Origin of the sequence: Streptomyces sp. NPDC006207 (assembly GCF_040613835.1) — a bacterium.
Classification (GTDB): Bacteria; Actinomycetota; Actinomycetes; order Streptomycetales; family Streptomycetaceae; genus Actinacidiphila.
This window is the reverse complement of the sequence record NZ_JBEXSX010000036.1, coordinates 1-17,709: the sequence shown is the minus strand read 5'-3', so window position 1 is coordinate 17,709 and position 17,709 is coordinate 1. Positions and strand designations below refer to the sequence as shown.

The following is a 17,709-nucleotide window of genomic DNA, read 5'->3' as shown; positions in this document are numbered from 1 at the left end:
CTGCCGGGGCGTGGCAGGCCGCTGTCGAGGGGCGCCGTCACGACACCCGCGGCCGGGCCGGGAAGGGGGTCTGCGGCGTACACGGCCGACGTAGCCACGTGTTTGGAAGGCCACCCTTCCATGCGCGATCGTGGCCCTTACGCGGGACGCATCGGCGACCCGGCTCCCGAGAGGCATGGCGTGAAGCGCATCATCGCTGGACTGTGGCGCATCATCCGGGGGCCCCTGCAGTGGCGGGTCCTGTGGCTGACGAACAGCAAATACATGGTCGGCGTGACCGGCGTTGTCCGCGACGCCGAGGGCCGCGTGCTGCTGCTGCGCCACCGCCTGTGGCCCGAAGACCGCCAATGGGGCCTGCCCACCGGCTACGCCAAAGCAGGTGAGGACTTCCGCGACACCGTCGCCCGCGAGGTACGTGAGGAGACCGGCCTGGACGTCAAGGCCGGCGAGGTGGTCCACCTCAAGAGCGGCTACAAGCTGCGCGTGGAGGTGGCGTATGCCGCCGAGCTCGTCGGCGGCTCCCTGAAGCTCGACTCGTTCGAAGTCCTGGAGGCCAAATGGGTATCGCCGAACGACCTGCCGCCGGGATTGCAGGAGTCGCATCGACTCCTGATCCAGGGCCGGCCCCAGGGCTGACTCGCCACGGTCGAGCGCAGCCCGCGATCGCCCGCCCCGTACGAATGCCTGACCGGCACCTGCGATGCGGCCCGGCTGCTCGAACCGCTGACCGTGGGATGTACGACGCCGGAAACCCTCACCGAGCATCAGCCAGCCGTCATGTTCTCCTTTTGCCGCGCGTTCTGCGGCGGGGGAGGCGGCGGGCCTTGACTTTGAGCCCGTCAGGCCCGAGGGGTTGATACGGAGGCTCTTGTTGCGGAGGTCCAGGGTGTCCGAGACCTCAGTCGCTGATGGTCAGACCGGGGCCCGGGGTCGCCAGGCCGGGAGCGACCGAGCCTGCCGCGGTCAGGATCCGGTCCGGGTCGCATGGAGTGGGGTGGCGGCCCGACAGGCCGTGTTCGCGGTCGCGGTGTTGCGCGGGCGGGGGCGGGCATGAGGGTCCGGCATGAGCCCGGGGTGGGGTCCTGGGCGGCGCGTCAGCCCGAGGCGCCGTTGCGCCGGGCGTAGGCACGGGCGGCGCGGGCGCGGTCGCCGCAGCGGATGGAGCACCAGTGGCGCCGGCCGTGGGTGCGCAGGAGGAACCGGTCGCAGGGGGCGGAGCCGCAGGTGGCGAGGATGCCGGCGTCGGGACCGGTGAGCAGGTCGGCGGCGTCGGCGGCGAGGGTCGCCAGTGCGTGGTTGACGGCCTGGTCGGTGGGGTGTGCCTGGATGCGGCGCAGTCCCTGGGCCCCGTCCCAGGCGAGGAGGGGTGCGGTGGGTACGGCCGTGAGTGCCTCGTTTACCGCGCGCAGGGAGTCTTCGGGCGGGGCGGTGCTGTCGACACGGGCGGCGAACAGGGCACGTACGTGTGCGCGAAGCGCGCGCATCCGCTGTGCGCACACCTCGTACAGCTGCACGTCCGGGGTGGTCAGGTCGTGGGCGACGAGCCAGTGCATGGCGGATCCGGGGGTGGCGAGCAGGTCGTAGCTCTGGCCCGCAGGCAAGGTGGCGGCGGTGTTGGCGAAGTCCAGGGAGCGGTGGCGGTCGGCACCCGGAGCTGGAGGCAGAGCGCTCTGCACTGTGTCGGTGGCCAGGGCGTCGTCCATGCTTCTCATGGTAGCGGTTGCATTTTTCCGTGAGCCCTGCCTAGCCTGGTGTCACGTTAAACACAGACCTTTTGCGTGAGGAATGAGGAAGACGTGATGTCCCAGCCCAACGCCGATCAGTTCCCGGTCCGCACGTACGGCGGCCCGACCGCCTTGTTCGAGTACGGCGGGCTGCGGTTCTTGACCGACCCGACGTTCGACGGCCCCGGCGACTACGGCCGGCCCGGCCGCCCGGTCCTGACCAAGACCGCCCCCTCCACCGGCACCCCTGCCGATCTCGGCCCCATCGACGTGGTCCTGCTCTCCCACGACGAGCACCCCGACAACCTGGACACCTCCGGCCGTGCCCTGCTCGCCGACGTCCCCCTCACCCTGACCACCCCCGGCGGAGGCGAGCGCCTCGGGGAGAAGGCCAGGGGCCTGGCCGACTGGGAGACCGTCGAGCTGGAGCGCCCGGGCGGCGGCACTGTCACCGTCACCGGCGTTCCCGCCATCCACGGCCCCGGCCCGCGCGAGGAGGTCGAGCCCTTCACCGGCCAGGTCGTCGGTTTCGTCCTGACCGGAGAGGGCCTTCCCACGGTCTACGTCAGCGGCGACAACGCATCCCTCGACGCCGTCAAGGAGATCGCCGGGCGCTTCGCCCCGGTGGACACCGCCATCCTGTTCGCCGGTGCACCTCGTTTTCCCGTGCTCTTCGACGGCAACCTGATCGTCCTGGACAGCGCGCAGGCTGCTGAGGCCACCCGGATCCTAGACGCCCGCCGTGTCGTCCCGGTCCACCACGACAGCTGGGCCCACTTCACCGAGGGCCGCGAGGACCTGGAGGCCGCCTTCACCGCCGCGGGCCTGGCCGACCGCCTGGACCAGGACTGGGCGCAGCGCTCCTCGGCCTGAACCGCCGCCCGGAACCGAGACTCGCGCGCGTTCGGCGCGTCAGCCCTGGTCCGGCTGCGGCGCGTTCGTGTCGAGGCGGGCGAACAGGTCGGCGACCAGGGGTGCCGCGTGCTGTTCGAGGTAGAAGTGCCCGCCGGGGAAGGAGCGCGTGGCGAAGCCCGACCGGGTCCTCGAGCAGGTGAGCGGGCGCGGTGGCTGCTCCGGCTCACTCCGGCGCCGCGGTTTCGCCGTCCGGCAGACGCTGCCGCGCTGCGACCACGGGTTGTCCGTCTACGCGCCGGCCGAGGGCTTCTTCCCGTTGTCCCGTTGCCGCCGTGGCGCCCGCGCGTGCCTGTTCCGGGTCTTCGCGAAGGTTGAGCGTCCGCGTCATTGCGCAGACGACCCTGACCGCCGGCCCCGAAACCCCAGCGGACGGCACCCTCACGCGCCCGAGTTCCGGCGGGTGCTATTCGAAGGGGCGGAGTGCTTTTGTCGCTGTTTCCCGCACGGTTGGATTTGTGTCGTCGGTCAGTTGGGCCAGTAGCGGACGTGCGGGCGGCCAGTGCCCCACACTGGCGGCGAGGGCACCCGCGACTGCGGCGCGTACCCACCAGTCTGGGTCGTCCGTCCTGGACCGCAGGGCATCGAGCGACACGCCCAGCATGCCGAGGCCGCGGGCCGCCCCGGCCCGCACGGACGGTTCGGAGTTGGCGAGCAGTTCACGCAGGGCGGCAGCCGCGGCCGGGGCGCGATCGGAGTTCGCGGCCCTGCGGCCTACCGCCTCGCCCAGCACCGAACGGACGTACCAGGCGGGATCGGAGGTAAGCGGAACCAGGTGGTCGACTGCCGCCGGAGGGGCGGACCAGGCCAGCAGGAGCACGGCATCGTGCCGCACCCAGGAGTCCGGATCCTGCAAGGCCGTGACCACAAGCGCGTATGCCTGTGCGTTGTTGCTCACGCTCGGCAGTGAGTTGAGGGCGGTTCGCCGGATCGTCGGATCGGGGTCGGCCAGCGCCTCGCGCAGTACCCTCGTGTCGGGCGTCTCGAACACGTCGCGGAGCGCCCACAGCGCGGCTCTGCGCAAGTCGGGGTCATCACCGGCGAGCACCGGGAGGATGACGGCCCGGCACTCGTCCCGATCGGCTCGCATGACGGCGCTCAACGCCATGCCCAGTCGTTCACCGTCATCGTCGTCCTCGCCGCGCAGCGCGTCGGCGAAGACCCGCAGGAGCAGCGGGAACGCTGCGGCCCCGGAGAGGCCGGCCAAGGCATGTGCCATCAGGTCCCGGCCGTACCAGTTGCGCTCGCGCGTGCAGGTTTCCAGCGCGGCCCGTACGGACGCTGCCGCCGAGCGGTCACCGCTCACGGCCAGTTCCCTTACGAGCGGCCAAGGATCACCATCCAGTGTGCCGTCGGCGTACCGGAACAGTTCGGCTGGTGTCACCTGGGCCTCCTGCCCTGAGGTGAGGCGTGGACCGGGGACCTGTTCCCGCCGGTCCAGCGCCCGCATGGCGGGGTCAGCGTACGCTCGAGTCACCGCGCCCGCACAGCACCGCGCTGGGTTTGTGCCTGGCCGGTTCCTCGGAGAACCGGTGCCGTCCTGTCCTGGGTACCGGCAACCGGCCTTGCTCAGGAGTGCAGGGGGGCCGTGTTTCCGTACCGGTTGCCGCGCGGCGGGGCAGTTGTGTGTACGAGTCGGGGGAGTTGTCTTGATGATGTGGCAGTTCGGGGTGTGTTGTGCGGCGTGCGGATACATTGGGGGTCTGCTGTTGGGGCGGGCCGGATGCGGGATCCGGCGGGTTTGAGGAGTTTTTGGTCATGGGGGAGTCCGGGTTCGCTGAGCGCTGGTTGGAGACCGGCTCGGGGCCCGGTGCTGTGGTTCGGGCCCGTGTGGCGCAGGTGAACCAGGCGGTGCAGGCGGCGTACCGGGCGTGGTTGGACCACGCGACCTCGTGCCCGACGTGCCGGGACGGGGCCGCGCGTCAGTGCACGGTTGTGCAGCCGTTGTGGGATGCGTACCAGGCGGCTCAGCAGGCGGCCCGGTGACCCGGTGCCGCCGTGGCCGGGCGGTATCTGGCGTCATGCATTCCGGTGAGGCGATCCCCCGTGCCGCGGTGTGCCGGCGGCCATGACGTGCCAACCGCCCGCCTGCACGCCGACCCCGCCGGATCACCACGAGGGCCTTGACCTTGACCGCGTCGTGATGACGGACGAGACCCACGCCCGGCATGTCCTGGCCGCCTGCTGCTACCCCGGTGACAAGCGGCGCCGCTCCCACCGGGCGGGCCCGCGGCCGTTTACCGCCCGGTGCCGGCTGGCGCGGCCCTTCATCGTGCGCGGGTTCGAAGGCTGCGGAGCCCCGCGCGCCCGCATCCCCGGTGGCGTCCCCAACGGGTGCCGCCGTGGGGTTGACCTGCGACGATGGCTTTCCTGGCTCCCGTGCGGTGGCTGTCCTGGGGTGCACCTGCCCCTGAGGTCGAGGTGCGCATATGAGTGCAATCCGTTCATACTTGCATATAACCTCTAGTCAGGTCACGATTACCCTACGTAACCGAGGCGCGATCTCGTATGAACGCCACGACCAAGTACACACTCGCCGCCGCTGCCGTCGGCTGGACCTTCCTGGCGTCCCAGTGGTCCGGCAAGGGCTGCGACTTCGTCCCTCAGTCCTACGCCCTCGTGCTCTCCCACGGCGTGCCCGCGGGCGCTGAGGGATGCAAGGCCGAGACGGACGGGCCGCAGTACACCGACCAGTACGACCGGTGACACCCATGTGAGGTCCGGAGTGGGTGCCACCGGGTCGAGTTCGGGCTCGTCCGGGGTGGCCGGCGGCGTGCCGCATACGGGCCCGTCGAGGTGGGCAATGTGCCACGTCCGGTGGTGGTGGCCCCCCTTGGTGTGCTGCTGCGCTATGACTGGGCCAGGATTCCCCGGAGCAGGCCGGTGGACTGGCCCACCTCGATGAGGTACCCGTCGGGGTCGCGCAGGTAGCAGCGCAGCTCCGAGCCTCGGTCCACCGGTTCGGTCAGGAATTGGGCGCCCTGGGAGACGGCGTGCGCGTGGAAGGCGGCGAGGTCGGCGACGCGCACGTTCAGGAAACCGGATACACGGTCGCCGGTGTGGGGCGCTTCCAGAGTCACGTCCGGCTTGTCGGGCGTGGGTCCGCCCCCTGGGTTCATGATGAGCCAGCTGTTGGCGATCTTGACGATCGCCGGGTTCTCCTCCATCACGACCCGGCCACCGAAGACGTCGGCGTAGAAGCGGCGCGAGACCGTGACGTCCCGCACGGTCAGGAAGTGCGTGAGGAGCAGACCGTGCTCGGGCACGGGCAGGTCACCGGGAGGTACCGTCATCGTTGGGTCACCCTTCGTCGAAGTGCGGTGGTCCCGGGGTGAAGACCACGACGGAGCAGGGTGGCCAAGAGGCCGTCGCCTCAACCGCGTGCGGCAGACTTGTGCAGTGCACGACGCGGGCGGGCTCTGCCCCGGGCTGCCGACCGCTCCGCAGTAACCGACCAGAGCGGCCGTGGTTGTGTGACACCCCGGGGGGCGGCCTTCTCCCCGGGATGTTCGTGGGCCGGCCAGCAGGGGCGGTCGAATGCGTCTGCCGGCCGATCGAAGGCGGTTGCTGTCACCGTGGTCGTGGGGCCCGCTGGGCGATCTCGGTGCATTCGGTGTGCAGGTCCCAGGAGACCGGCCGGTCGAAGTCGAGATGCAGCCGTACGGCGCGGGTGGTGGTGAGCACCTGGTCGGCGGACAGGCCGAGATGCCCGGTGGTGGGGTTGATGTCGTGGCCTTGGGGGTGCGGGTTCACGGGTGGGGCCTGCTGGTGAGGCCGAGCAGGGTGAGCCGCTCGGCGGTCGAGGTACCGGCGACCGGCGAGAACAGGGCGAGGACCTGGGTGCGGTCCTCGTCGATCAGGGACTGGCAGTCCAGATCGAGCAGGCCGACCTTGGGGTGCAGGATCCGTTTGCGGCGGTACCGCATCACGGCGACGTCGTGGAGATCCCACAACGCGGCGAACCCGGGGCTGCCGCTGCGCAGCCGGTCGACCAGGGTGCGGGCGGGGTCGTCGTCGCGGCGGCCGACGGCGGCCCGCAGGTCGGCGACCAGGGCTCGCGACCCGTTGGCGTGGTCCTCGACCGGATACCCGCAGCGCCTACCGGGGTCGGTGAACCAGCGGTAGATGATGCTCGCCTCGGGGCCGCTGCGGCCGGTGAGGTCACCGAACACGGCGCGGGCGAGGTGTTCTGGGCCAGCGTGTCACCGAGGTCGGTCATCACCTGGGCGGGTACGTCGGAGAGCCGGTCGAGGACGGCCGGCAGGGCCGGGGAGACGTGCCGGTCGCCGCGCCGGCGGTCCGGCACGTTCAGCCCGGCGAGCCGTTAGAGGTGGTCGCGTTCGTGGGGCATCGGATCGGTTCCAGTCGTCTCGCGACGGTCCGCTGACAGCCATACCCAGAACCCCTGGGTCCAGCTGATCCAACGAATGACCAGTTCGAACCGGGGAACCAGAAAGTGGGGCCTCTGCTGGGGCGGAGGCCTCCTCACGACGTCGCAGCCTGGACCCGGGTGAACTCGTGTGGTCGTAGCGCTAGTTGAGCGAGAACGGTTGACGAGCGCCGCCCCGGACAGCGCTGCCCGGGGCGGCCGCAGGACGGACCCCGCCGCAGCCGTACGCGCTGCCGGCTGGCCCCGTACGGACGGTTCACCGTATGGGGCCACCTGCTCATCCGCCGACGAGCACACTGTCGGTGACAGCGTCCTGGAAGCCGTCACCGCCTTCGTAGGCGGCCCGGTAGCGGGCTTCTCCGCTGCCCTCGAGGTCCGCGGAGAAGTAGTACCCGGTGCCGTCCCACCGTGCCTCGACGGTGGTCAGGTCCGACCAGTCCAGGCCGTCGGACGAGCGCTGCACGGTGACCAGGACCGTGCCCGGGGTGAAGCCGTCGGTGAAGTCCATGTGGCCCTCCGCGTGCACGGTCCGCTCGTCCGTCCGCAGCGACGAAAAGTCGGTGAACACCGCGCCGTGGTGAACGTGTACCAGGTCGCTCAGGCCGGTGGACGGCTGAAGGAAGGGGTCTTCCGTGGTGTCCAGCGCGAGCTGGAAGTATCCGCCGTCCCATGGCGTGTAGGTGACCGAGAAGGTTCCGTCGTCTTTGGTCGTGAAGCCCCCTACGGTATCGGTCCTGCCCTCCTTCGGCCCGAAGAGGATGCCACCGGACTCCCCGGCCAGGGGCACCCAGCCCTCCGCCGTGTGCTGTTCGACCTTGGCGGTCAGCGTGACCGCCTCTCCGTCGTCGATGTCCGTGGCGCTGACCTGGGCGACGAACCGCGTGGGAATCTGGTCGACGCCGATCTGCACCAGCTCCGACTCCCCGGACAGGACGAAGGGCTCGCCCCCGGTCGCCCGGAACACGGCCTGAACAGGGGCACCGTTGTCGAGGTGGACCGAGCCGGCGAAGCGTCCAGCAGCATCCGTGGTCACGGAGGACTGGGTCCAGTAGTCGACATCGAGGTCTACCTGGCGTCCCGCGAGCGGGAGCAGTTCCCTGGTGGGCCGGCGCTCGTACAGGGTGCCGCTGACCTCGACGTCGCGGTGGTCCCTGTCGATGGCAGTACGGTCGACGGTCAGTGCGCCGAACTTGGCCACGACGTAGTAGGCGAGTTCGCCGGCCGACGTCTGCGAGACGTGGTCGCCGTCGGCGTCCGTCAGTTCTACGTCGACGCGGTAGGCACCGAACTGGTCCAGCTGCAGCGGCTTCTTGGTGCGCCACACGCCGCTCTTGCGGTCGCCGGAGGAGAGCGTGAAGTCCTTGGGTTTGACCCGGGCGACCTCGTGCCCGGTGGTGTACGAGACGATGTGCGCCGAGACCGCGGTGATGTCACTGCCGGATTCCGCAACGACCTGCAGGGTGCCAAGGTCGTCGTTCACGCTGCCGGCGTACCGCACCTGCAACTGGTCGGACGCGTGAGCGGCCGGGGCGGCTGTCACCACAAGCCCTACGGTGAGACCCAGCGCCGCCACGACGGCACGTAGCTTTCTTGGGCGGCGCCCGCCATTCGTCCGTCTCGCCAATCCATCCATATGCTGTCCCACCCCTTCTGTGCCGAAATCAGCCCGGCGATGCGATTGCGCGGCCGAGCCCGCGAGTAGTTGTAGCGCACCTTGATCATCACTCGCATGCTCATTCGGTGACCGTGGCTTCGGCCACGTGCCTCGGGGGCTGGGGGAGGACCACGGTGACCCGTTATGGCGTGCTCGGCACGATGCGTGCGCGACTTGTCGGCATTTATGGTGATTCACTCCCAATGGATGCCGGAGTGATCGCAGACTGACCGTTGCAGTACGGTCGGCGCTCCGAACTGCCCGTAGGTGTTGGCGTGTGATCACCAGGGGGACCCAGCTTGCACCGCGGAAGCCGCGGTCACGAGCGCGCCCGCCACCGGGTCAGGACGCCGGGCCGGTCCCGGTGCCGGATGAGGTGCGGGCGAACCAGCTCCGCGTGTCCTCGGCGGGGAGGACGCGGGTGAGTTCGGCCGTGCCCGGGAGCAGCGGGAAGAACCGGTCGGCGTTCCAACTGCGCTGGTACATCGGCTCGTCCAGTACGAGCAGGCGGCGCCCCTCCACCACGGGGATGTCGTCGGGCAGCCCCTCGTTCCAGATCCGGTCGCCGTTCGGGGCGAGGAGTTCGAAGGCCCCGGTTGCGACCGCTTCGCTGCGTCCCCGGGCGGGCTTGGGGTCCGTGGCCAGGCGGACGCTCTCGGCCGAAGGCGCGGTGCCGGGCACGTGGCCGCCGCTGACGAGGACGTGGGCGAGCAGCGTGTGCAACTGGAAGTTGTCCGCGATGCCGCCGATGCGCACCTCGAAGCCGGTTCCGGTGGGCCGGTGCAGCACGACCAGGTCCTCGTCGTCCAGGACGGCCAGTGCGTAGGCCAGGCACTTGAGGTCGTGCCGCTCCAGGGCTGCCAGGTCGTTGCAGACGGGGAGGAGCGCGGACGCGTGCCGGCTGCGCACCTCTGCGCTGCGGCACAGCACGGCCAGCGCGGGCGGTTGCCACTCCTCGACCGAGCACCAGGCCAGCGCCAACCGCGTGGCCTCGTGCGCGTCGTCGCCCAGGCGGGCCAGCAGGGCATCGTCGATGATCTTCTGGTCGGGCTCCGGCAGTTCGTCCTCGGCGCCACCGGAGCCCGTCCACCGGCGGGCGAACTCCAGTGCGTCGAGCAGGTCCTGCCGGACGCCGCCGAGGATCGGCTCCGCGCAGGCCGCCGGATCGGCCCCGCTCTCGACGCAGAACCCGGCCGCCATCGCCAGCAGCGGGCGCGGACCGGTGGGCGGGAAGGCGGGAATCAGTGCGGCCAACCGGGGCCCCACTGGCGCGCGTTCGGGGTCGGTCGACTGCTGCAGGCTGTTTATCGCGGCGGTGAAGGCCCGCTCGGTGCGGGCACCGTCACGAGCGTCGACGGCCTCTTCCAGCTCCGACACGACGGCGCCGAGGCCGGCGGACTTCTGCTTCCTCTTGAAGATCACCGGCACACCTTATGCCCGAGGACTGACAACGGGCGGTGGAGCGATCCGAACGCCCGTGCCCGCTGTTCCCCCTCGCCCTCAGCGCCGGGTGGAGATCTGGTTCGCGCCACGCCGGTAGGTGTGGAGGATCAACCCCGCGTGGAATGTGCCCCCCTTGCGTACAGCGCGGGAACCAGGGCGTCTTCCAGCCTGTTCCGGTAGAGGCCTGGGGCGTTGTGCTTCTCGGCGTCCCGCGCCACCCACTCGATCATGCCGTCGTCGCACACTACCGCCGGTCTTCGTCCACGAACAGGTCCGTCAGATGGCACTTCCCGGCGTACCTGCCGCCGGCGTGGAACAGGTGGTGCGCGATGCCGACCATCGTGCGGTCCAGCCGGGCCGCGATACCGCGTATCCGCTCGTCGTCGAGCAGACGCCGCCCCGTCCGTTCGCAGGCGTCGTCGTCGCGTTCGACCTCGAAGCAGGAGTCTTTGCCGCGGACCGGTACCTCCCAGCAGGCGCGGCCGGACTCGGCAAGGGAGCAGATCTCCACGATTGCGCCCATCCTGGCGTGGGCAGTGCGGCAACGTCCGCCGGTCTCCGCTGATACGTCCCCACCGCCGGCCCAGCCGTGATGCGTGAGTGCGTTCAGCGCACCAGCTCGGTGGCCAGCAGGTCCATCAGTAGGCCGTCGTGCCAGGTCCCGTCGGGGCCACGCTCGTACTGCCGCATGATGCCGACCGGCCGGAAACCGGCATTCGCGTAGCAGCGGATCGCCGCGGTGTTGTCTGCCGCCGGGTCGATGACCAGACGGTGGTAGCCGAGGTCGTCGATGAGATGGCGGGCCAGCGTGCGTACGGCGTCGGTGCCCAGACCCCTGCCGTGCGCCGCAGGATCGAGGAAGAGGTCGATTCCCGCGTGCCGGTAGTCCGGATCCTCCTCGGAATACCACTGGATCATGCCCACGGTCCGCCGCTGGTGAAGGACCGTGAAACAGGCCGTGTCAGGGTCGTCAAGGTCGGCCGCGATGTCCGCTTCGAGATCATCCCCGCCGTTCCAGCGTGCGCGCACCTCGGGAGTGCCCCGGATCGCGGCCAGAGCGGGGATGTCCTCGGGGGCGGTGGGCTGGAGGACGACGAGGGTGCCATGCAGCACGGTCACGGCAAGCACTCTATGCGACCGCGACCGTGCGCCCTGCGTTGTCCTGCCGGTTGCCGACTGTCCTCCACCGGGCCGCCGTTGTCGGTGCCGGATGACACCATCCGGTCATGAGTGGCGAGGCTTTCAACTGGCACGGGTTCCTCGGACGATGGCAGGAGGAGTGGGTTCCGCGCGCTGACCGGGACGAGGACGGCGGACAGGCCGTGCCCCTGGGCAGGCCCGGGGCGGACGAGACGGCGATCGCCGCGGCCGAGGAGCGGCTGGGGCGGCGGCTGCCGCCCTCGTACCGGGAGTTCCTGGCCGTGAGCAACGGGTGGCACGTGGACGAGACGGCCGGGGTCTACCAACTCGGCGGTGTCGCGGACATCGACTGGTTCGGGGATCCGCACGGCATGACCCCGCTGTACGAGCAGGGTCTGGGCGACGACCCGCGCGAGGAGGACGTCCTGCTGGCCGGGATGTGGCGACGCGCGCTGCGGCTGGAGACGGACTCCGACATGTCGAACGCCCTGCTCGACCCGGGCGACAGCGACCAGGACGGCGAGTGGGCGCTCTACGTGTTCAAGGGCTGGAGCGGTGAATACCCCCGCCGCTACGCGTCGTTCCGCGCGTACATGGAGGCCAAGTACCGCGCCTTCCACGCCGACCGGACGGAGAGACCCGACTTCGTCAACGCGACCACGCGAGCCCAGGACGCCCAAGTGGAGCAGGGCCGCCTGCTGGCCCTGCGCGGGCGGTACGAGGAGGCCCTGCCGCTGCTCGAGGAGGCGCGGTCATTCGGCCGACCACGTAGCGCCGCCCTGCTGGGCCAGCTCCGCCACCTGCTCGCTCCGCACAGCCACCGGGACTACGGCCACCTCGTGGCCGACCCGCGCTACCTGTCCGAGATCCTGTCCGTGGAGGCCATGGCACCGGCGGGCGACCGATGGCGCCAGGGCGGGGACGACCACTGGCTCAAGATGATGACCGCCCGTGGGGCAGACCGGAAGGCCGCCGAGACGCTACTGAGCGCGATGCGGGACGGCACCTATCGCTACGCGCCTCCCGGTGCCTGGGGCCGGGCCGTCGCCGAAGCCCGGGAATTGGCCCGCTGGGGGGCGACCGACGCCGCATGGCGGGTGCTGCGGGACGCGCTGCCGGTGTGGGAGGCGCCCGAGTCCCTGCTGATCGCTCCGATCGGCCTGCTCGCCGATCCGTTCCTGGGCCCGCTGATCACCCCGGACCGTGGGCGGGAAATCCTCGCGACACCGCGGGCCGGGGAGACGGGACCTGCTCCCGAGCCGGTGCCCGATCTCGACCCGCCGGGCCTCGGCTGGCTGACGGAGCCTGCCGTGTACGGGCAGCGGGTGGACGGCTACCGCTGTGTCTGGGTCGAGGGGGTCGACCCGGACCGGCTCCCCGCGCTGATTGGCGAGGAGGGTGCCGAACTGAGCGGGCCCGTGGAGCTGCGCATGTTGCCCTGGCGGGGGCCCAAGCCGCACGAGCGCGAGGGCGTGCAACCCTGGGAGGACCGGGCCGTCGTCGCCGCGGGCCGCACCGCCGAAGCGTGGGCCTTCGCCTTCGACGGCCACTCCCGGCGTTCTCTGAGTGAACGGCTCGCGTCCCCCGCCGTGGCGGCCTCGTCGTCCGGCCGAGCGGTGGTGGTGTGGCGCGACCCGGAGCGCGCGTCTCCCGGTGCCCGCCCCACCGCGTTCCACCTCTCGGTGGCCGAACAGGGCGAGGAGCTCTATGCGTTCACCGTGCGGGGTACGGAGATCGAGCGTTCCGGCGCGATACCCGAAGCCCTGGACCCCGCACGGTTGTTCCGCCCCGAGGACACGGAGCCGGACCGCGAACGCCGTTTGCTGGAAGCCCTCCATGCCGAACTCGGGCTCTCGCTGCCGCGCTTCGCGCTGACCCAAGGCAGGCTCCGCACCTTCATCACACGGTCCTGGACCAGGGCGCCGCGCGAGGGGGAGGCGTACGCCTACCTCGGGTTCGTGCGACACCGGCCCTGAACTCGTTGACGGGAACCCCACATGACCGCCCTCCCCGACCTTCCCCGTCCCGAACGCGTCCGAAAGGGCGGCGGACGAGCTTCTCGCCGAGGCCACCCGCAACGGTCTCCGTCCCAGCGTCCTGACACTCGCCAATCGCGTCGGACTCTCCAACACCAGCTTCCGCCGCCCCGCCCCCGACATCGTCGAGACCATCACGACGGCGCGAAACGCCACAACCGAACCCAGCGCGCCAGCCGGCACCAAGCGCGACACGGACCTCGTCCGGAGAAACGCCAAGCTCCGCAGAGCGAACCGGGAACTCACCGACCAGCTGGGCCTCGCCCTCGCATGGGTCCAGCTCCTGGCCATCGAGAACAAGGATGAGCTCAAGTCGAAGCATCCTCCCGAGTCACCCACCTGCCGAGGAGCCGGGGAGCGGAACGTTGCTTCCGGTGCTTGATCCTGGAGCCGTCAGGCGCATGAGCCTGATGGAACCCCGTGCCGTGCTCCTCGGTCGCCGAGCAGAGGTGGACGGGCAGGCCGACCGGGTCGAAGCTGACGTAGCAGGTCCAGATCGCGCGCATATCGACGGCATGCAACCCGGGGCGGTCGGACGAGCGGTGGGCTATTCCTTGCCGCTTATCGTCAACTGGCGTTCTCGGCGGCATAGGTCTGGAGCTTGCTCAGGGCCTGAGGAGCGGCGCTCTCGTTGGCGCGGGCGACGATGACGATTTTGCTGGTGGCGACCGCGACGATTGCCTTGTCGTCCTTCTTGCCGATGACGGTGTCGTCCTGCCGGGCAGTCAGCGCGTAGTTCTCGCCCTGAACCGCCAGGCGCGGCGAGGCTTCGGGATCGCGGACCGTCTGCACGATCTCCTTGGTCTCCTGGGGCGAGGGGCGCCATTGCGCCGCGTCGCTGGTTCCATACAGGCTCCCGTTGAGATCAGCGAGGAACACCGCATCTACGCCCGGAGTGCTTCGGACGATGCCTTCGCAGGACGGTTCCCAGCTCATGAACCGCTCCTTTCCGACGGGGAGCCGGCGGCGGCCGGACCTGGGTCCAAGACAACGCGCATACCGCCAGCGTGCCACCCGGGGCGGTTCCCCGCGCGGGGTGCTGCTCCGGGTCAGTGACCGGCGCACGCGCAGGGGAACCACCGATTCCGCCGTCAATGTCCGCGCAGGGCCCTACTGTGCGCCTCGTGGACATTCACTGGAACGCCGGCCTCAGCACCGCGGCAGCCATCTGCAGCGCCATCACCGCCGCTTTTGCCTGACTTGCCGCGCGGCGTGTGAACAAAAGCGCGACGACGGTTGCCGTATCGAGCGCGACCGCTGGCATGCCGACGTGCCCCCAGCTCGACGTGACCCTGGAAGATGCGGGCGGCGACCACGCAAAACTCAAGGTAGGTGGCCGTCGCAGCAGCCCACCTGGTGCCGGATGTGTCGGTGGCGGCGTACTTGGGATCGTCGGTGCGGGGGTTCTTCTTGCTGCCTCTCCAGGTGCAGCGCTGCCGGCTGTCGTCACCGGGGAAGAGGTCGGGGTTGTGATCGCTGATTCGACTGCTGCGGGACGGCGACCGGTGAGCTCCCCGACGGCGAGGACTTCCTTCGCGCCGAAGGCGGGGCTGACGCCGGAGGGGGTGAGCCCGGCGGCTTGGCCGAGGGTTTCCCGCGTGTGCGGGCGCGGGGTGACGTAGACCCGGCCGCAGGCGGATCCGTCCTGTGTGACCCGGCCCGCGCGGAATCCGCGCTCCGGCAGGATAGGTGCATGCATCTCGATGTCCTGCGCATCCGTGACGACTTCCCCGCGCTGAGGGAAAAGGTGGCCCACTTCGACGGGCCGGGTGGCTCACAGGTGCCCCGCCAGGTCGCCGAGGCGATGGCCGCGGCGATGTGCTCGGGCATCTCCAACCGGGGCGCGGTGACAGCTGCCGAGCGCCGTGCCGAGCACGTCGTGAAGGAGGCGCGGCGGGCCATGGCGGACCTTCTCGGCTGCGAGCCGCGCGGTGTCGTCTTCACCCGGTCGGCGACGCAGGCGGCGTACGACGTCTCCCGTACCCTGGCGCGGCAGTGGACAGCCGGTGACGAGGTGGTCGTCACCCGTCTGGACCACGATGCCAACATCCGGCCGTGGATCCAGGCCGCGGAATCCGCCGGTGCGGCGGTGCGGTGGGCCGCGTTCGATCCCCGGAGTGGTGAGTTGAGCGTCGACGCCATTCGGGAACAGCTGTCCGGCCGGACCAGGCTGGTGGCGGTCACCGGGGCGTCGAACGTGCTGGGCACACGCCCCGACATAGCGGCGATCGCCGCGGCCGTCCACGAGGTCGGAGCCCTGCTGTACGTGGACGGGGTGCACCTGACGCCGCACGCGCCGGTCGACCTGGCCACCCTGGGTGCCGACTTCTTCTCGTGTCCGCCCTACAAGTTCTTCGGCCCCCACCATGGTGTCGTGGTTGCGGATCCGGGACTGTGGGAGGAATTGCGACCGGACAAGCTGCTGCCTTCCACCGACGACGTGCCGGAACGCTTCGAGCTGGGCACCCTGCCGTACGAGATGCTCGCCGGCACCACCGCGGCCGTGGACTACATCGCCGCACTTGTGTCCTCCGCGGGCGACCGGCGCAGCCGGGTACTGGAGGCGATGCGAGCGGTCGAGGCATACGAGGAGAACCAGCTGGGGCGGCTGCTGGAGGGGCTGTCGGGCATCGACAGGGTGCGGCTGTACGGCGTGCCGGCACGCCGTACGCCGACGGTGTTCTTCTCCGTGGAGGGAGTGCCCGGCCGGGAGGTCTACGAGCGGCTGGCGCGGCGCGGTGTGAACGCCCCCGCGGGCAACTTCTACGCGCTGGAGGCATCGAGGCTGCTGGGGCTCGGTGACACCGGTGCGGTGCGTGCCGGGCTCGCCCCGTACGTCGACGGCGAGGACGTGCAGCGGCTGATCGACGGTGTCGCGGAGGTGGCCGAGTGAACCGCGGAGCGCTGGTCACGGGCGCGTCCCGGGGCACTGGCCGGGCCGTCGTCGCGGCGTTCGCGCGGGCCGGCGACCAGGCCGCGGTGCACGGCAACAGGTCTGCACGGGAGGCCGAGCAGGTGGCTGCGTCCGACATGACCCGCTCGGTCATCGACGGCCCGGACGGAGCGAACGCGGCGGCCCCCTTCTGTACGCCTCGGACAGGTGCGCCCTGACGGCGGCGCGTGGTACAGGTCGCCGGGCTAGACTCGCGCCCCGGACGCGGGAAGGAGCGGACACGTGAGCGCAGCACCCATACGGTTCGGCATCGTGGGCAGTGGCTGGCGGGCCGAGTTCTTCGCCCGGCTGGCGAGGGCGCTGCCCGAGCGGCTGGCGGTGGCCGGCGTGGTGACGCGCTCGGCCGATCGAGCCGCCCAGGTGGAGGCGGAGTGGGGGGTGCCCGCCTTCCGGACGGTTGATGAACTGTGCGGCAGTGAACCGGAGTTCGTGATCCCGTCGGTGCCGTGGGAGGTTTCGCCCCAGGTCGTACGGGAACTCGTCGAGCACGAGGTCCCGGTCCTCGCGGAGACACCGCCGGCGCCCGACGTGCGCGGGCTTCGGGAGTTGTGGGATGCCGTGGGAGGCGCGACGCGTGCCGGGGGCGGAGGACTCGTCCAGGTCGCGGAGCAGTACACACTGATGCCCGGCCACGCCGCTCGTATCGCCCTCGTACGGGAAGGGGTGATCGGCGAGGTCACGTCCGTCCAGGTGTCCTCGACCCACATGTATCACGCGATGTCGTTGATCCGGCACACCCTGGGTGTCGGTTGCGGGCCTGTGACGGCGACGGCCCGGGCCTTCACCGCCCCGCTCGCCGATCCGCTGTCCCCCGGCGGCTGGTCGGACGACCTCACGCCCAAGGACGCCGTCACCACTCTCGCTCTCCTGGACTTCGGCGGGGCCCGCACGGGCCTGTACGACTTCACGGACAACCAGTGGTGGAATCCGCTGCGTGCCCGCCGGATCGTGGTGCGCGGCTCGCTCGGCGAGATCGTGGACGACACGGTGGTGCGGATGGCCGATCCGCGCACGCCGGTGGAGTCCCCGCTGGTACGTCGTCGCACCGGCACCGACCTCAACCTCGAAGGGGCGGAGGTGCACCACATCTCGTTCGACGGGCGGGTTGTGTGGCGCAACGGCTATCTGGGCGCGAGCCTGTCCGAGGACGACCTCGCCGTGGTGGACCTGCTGTGCCGTACGGGCGCATGGGTCCGGGACGCCGGCCCGGAACCGTATCCCCTGGCCGAGGGCTGCCAGGACCATCTGCTGGCGTTGGCCATCGAGGAGTCGGCGCTGACGGGGGCGCCGGTGACGACCGCGGCGGAGGCGTGGGCGGCCCGCTGATCCCGCCGGCCGCGCGGCCTTCTTCGTGCCCGCCCGCGGCGCTCCAGCGCCCACACGCCAAGGGCTCCCGGTCGGCAACGCCTGGGGCCGGGACGACGTCCCGGCCCCAGTCGTTGCCGACGGGAGCAGCG

17 protein-coding genes are annotated in these 17,709 nt (G+C 70.7%); 6 read left to right on the top strand and 11 right to left on the bottom strand.

Annotated elements, in window-relative coordinates:
- The first annotated feature begins 180 nt into the window (after positions 1 to 180).
- Positions 181 to 636 carry an NUDIX hydrolase gene (locus tag ABZ312_RS26460; RefSeq protein WP_500330879.1) on the top strand — a complete coding sequence of 152 codons (456 nt, stop codon included), beginning with the start codon at positions 181 to 183 and terminating at the stop codon, positions 634 to 636.
- A 458-nt stretch (positions 637 to 1,094) separates the two neighbouring features.
- On the opposite strand, the gene ABZ312_RS26455 is transcribed toward ABZ312_RS26460, so the two are convergent.
- Positions 1,095 to 1,712, bottom strand: coding sequence for an ABATE domain-containing protein (locus ABZ312_RS26455; protein ID WP_500330878.1), 618 nt, complete (start codon positions 1,710 to 1,712; stop codon positions 1,095 to 1,097).
- 87 nt (positions 1,713 to 1,799) lie between these two features.
- Here ABZ312_RS26455 and ABZ312_RS26450 point away from each other — a divergent pair, with 87 nt between their 5' ends.
- Positions 1,800 to 2,597: an MBL fold metallo-hydrolase gene (locus tag ABZ312_RS26450; protein WP_500330876.1), complete on the top strand. Its 798-nt coding sequence runs from the start codon at positions 1,800 to 1,802 to the stop codon at positions 2,595 to 2,597.
- A gap of 445 nt (positions 2,598 to 3,042) precedes the next feature.
- On the opposite strand, the gene ABZ312_RS26445 is transcribed toward ABZ312_RS26450, so the two are convergent.
- On the bottom strand, positions 3,043 to 4,020 hold the full coding sequence (locus tag ABZ312_RS26445; RefSeq protein ID WP_500438916.1) for a HEAT repeat domain-containing protein: 978 nt from the start codon (positions 4,018 to 4,020) through the stop codon (positions 3,043 to 3,045).
- A gap of 1,124 nt (positions 4,021 to 5,144) precedes the next feature.
- On the opposite strand from ABZ312_RS26445, the gene ABZ312_RS26440 reads away from it, so the two are divergent.
- Entirely contained in the window at positions 5,145 to 5,342 is a 198-nt protein-coding gene (locus ABZ312_RS26440) for a hypothetical protein (RefSeq protein ID WP_500330873.1), read from the top strand.
- A 143-nt stretch (positions 5,343 to 5,485) separates the two neighbouring features.
- Here the strand turns inward: ABZ312_RS26440 and ABZ312_RS26435 are convergent, their stop codons facing one another.
- The 7 genes from ABZ312_RS26435 to ABZ312_RS26405 form a co-directional block, all read right to left on the bottom strand.
- Positions 5,486 to 5,929, bottom strand: coding sequence for a VOC family protein (locus ABZ312_RS26435; protein ID WP_500438915.1), 444 nt, complete (start codon positions 5,927 to 5,929; stop codon positions 5,486 to 5,488).
- A 277-nt stretch (positions 5,930 to 6,206) separates the two neighbouring features.
- Entirely contained in the window at positions 6,207 to 6,389 is a 183-nt protein-coding gene (locus tag ABZ312_RS26430) for a hypothetical protein (RefSeq protein ID WP_500330870.1), read from the bottom strand.
- Positions 6,386 to 6,808 carry an MmyB family transcriptional regulator gene (locus tag ABZ312_RS26425; RefSeq protein ID WP_500330868.1) on the bottom strand — a complete coding sequence of 141 codons (423 nt, stop codon included), beginning with the start codon at positions 6,806 to 6,808 and terminating at the stop codon, positions 6,386 to 6,388. The genes ABZ312_RS26430 and ABZ312_RS26425 overlap by 4 nt, the downstream gene beginning before the upstream one ends.
- A 495-nt stretch (positions 6,809 to 7,303) precedes the next feature.
- Positions 7,304 to 8,506: a hypothetical protein gene (locus ABZ312_RS26420; RefSeq protein ID WP_500330866.1), complete on the bottom strand. Its 1,203-nt coding sequence runs from the start codon at positions 8,504 to 8,506 to the stop codon at positions 7,304 to 7,306.
- 516 nt (positions 8,507 to 9,022) lie between these two features.
- Positions 9,023 to 10,102, bottom strand: coding sequence for a hypothetical protein (locus ABZ312_RS26415; RefSeq protein ID WP_500438914.1), 1,080 nt, complete (start codon positions 10,100 to 10,102; stop codon positions 9,023 to 9,025).
- A 265-nt stretch (positions 10,103 to 10,367) separates the two neighbouring features.
- A complete protein-coding gene (locus ABZ312_RS26410) occupies positions 10,368 to 10,646 on the bottom strand; it encodes a hypothetical protein (RefSeq protein WP_500330863.1) in 279 nt (92 codons plus the stop codon).
- Positions 10,647 to 10,729: 83 nt separating this feature from the next.
- Positions 10,730 to 11,236 carry a GNAT family N-acetyltransferase gene (locus ABZ312_RS26405; protein ID WP_500438931.1) on the bottom strand — a complete coding sequence of 169 codons (507 nt, stop codon included), beginning with the start codon at positions 11,234 to 11,236 and terminating at the stop codon, positions 10,730 to 10,732.
- A 113-nt stretch (positions 11,237 to 11,349) separates the two neighbouring features.
- Between ABZ312_RS26405 and ABZ312_RS26400 the strand changes: the two genes are divergently transcribed.
- The gene (locus ABZ312_RS26400; RefSeq protein WP_500330861.1) at positions 11,350 to 13,239 is read left to right on the top strand and encodes an SMI1/KNR4 family protein; all 1,890 of its coding nucleotides are present in this window, start codon (positions 11,350 to 11,352) and stop codon (positions 13,237 to 13,239) included.
- A 627-nt stretch (positions 13,240 to 13,866) separates the two neighbouring features.
- Here the strand turns inward: ABZ312_RS26400 and ABZ312_RS26395 are convergent.
- The gene (locus ABZ312_RS26395; RefSeq protein WP_500438913.1) at positions 13,867 to 14,235 is read right to left on the bottom strand and encodes a profilin; all 369 of its coding nucleotides are present in this window, start codon (positions 14,233 to 14,235) and stop codon (positions 13,867 to 13,869) included.
- A gap of 196 nt (positions 14,236 to 14,431) precedes the next feature.
- Positions 14,432 to 14,563: a hypothetical protein gene (locus ABZ312_RS26390; RefSeq protein ID WP_500330858.1), complete on the bottom strand. Its 132-nt coding sequence runs from the start codon at positions 14,561 to 14,563 to the stop codon at positions 14,432 to 14,434.
- Between the two features lie 429 nt (positions 14,564 to 14,992).
- Here ABZ312_RS26390 and ABZ312_RS26385 point away from each other — a divergent pair, with 429 nt between their 5' ends.
- Entirely contained in the window at positions 14,993 to 16,192 is a 1,200-nt protein-coding gene (locus tag ABZ312_RS26385; RefSeq protein ID WP_500438912.1) for a cysteine desulfurase-like protein, read from the top strand.
- A gap of 282 nt (positions 16,193 to 16,474) precedes the next feature.
- Positions 16,475 to 17,578, top strand: coding sequence for a Gfo/Idh/MocA family protein (locus tag ABZ312_RS26380; protein ID WP_500330855.1), 1,104 nt, complete (start codon positions 16,475 to 16,477; stop codon positions 17,576 to 17,578).
- Positions 17,579 to 17,709 lie beyond the last annotated feature (131 nt).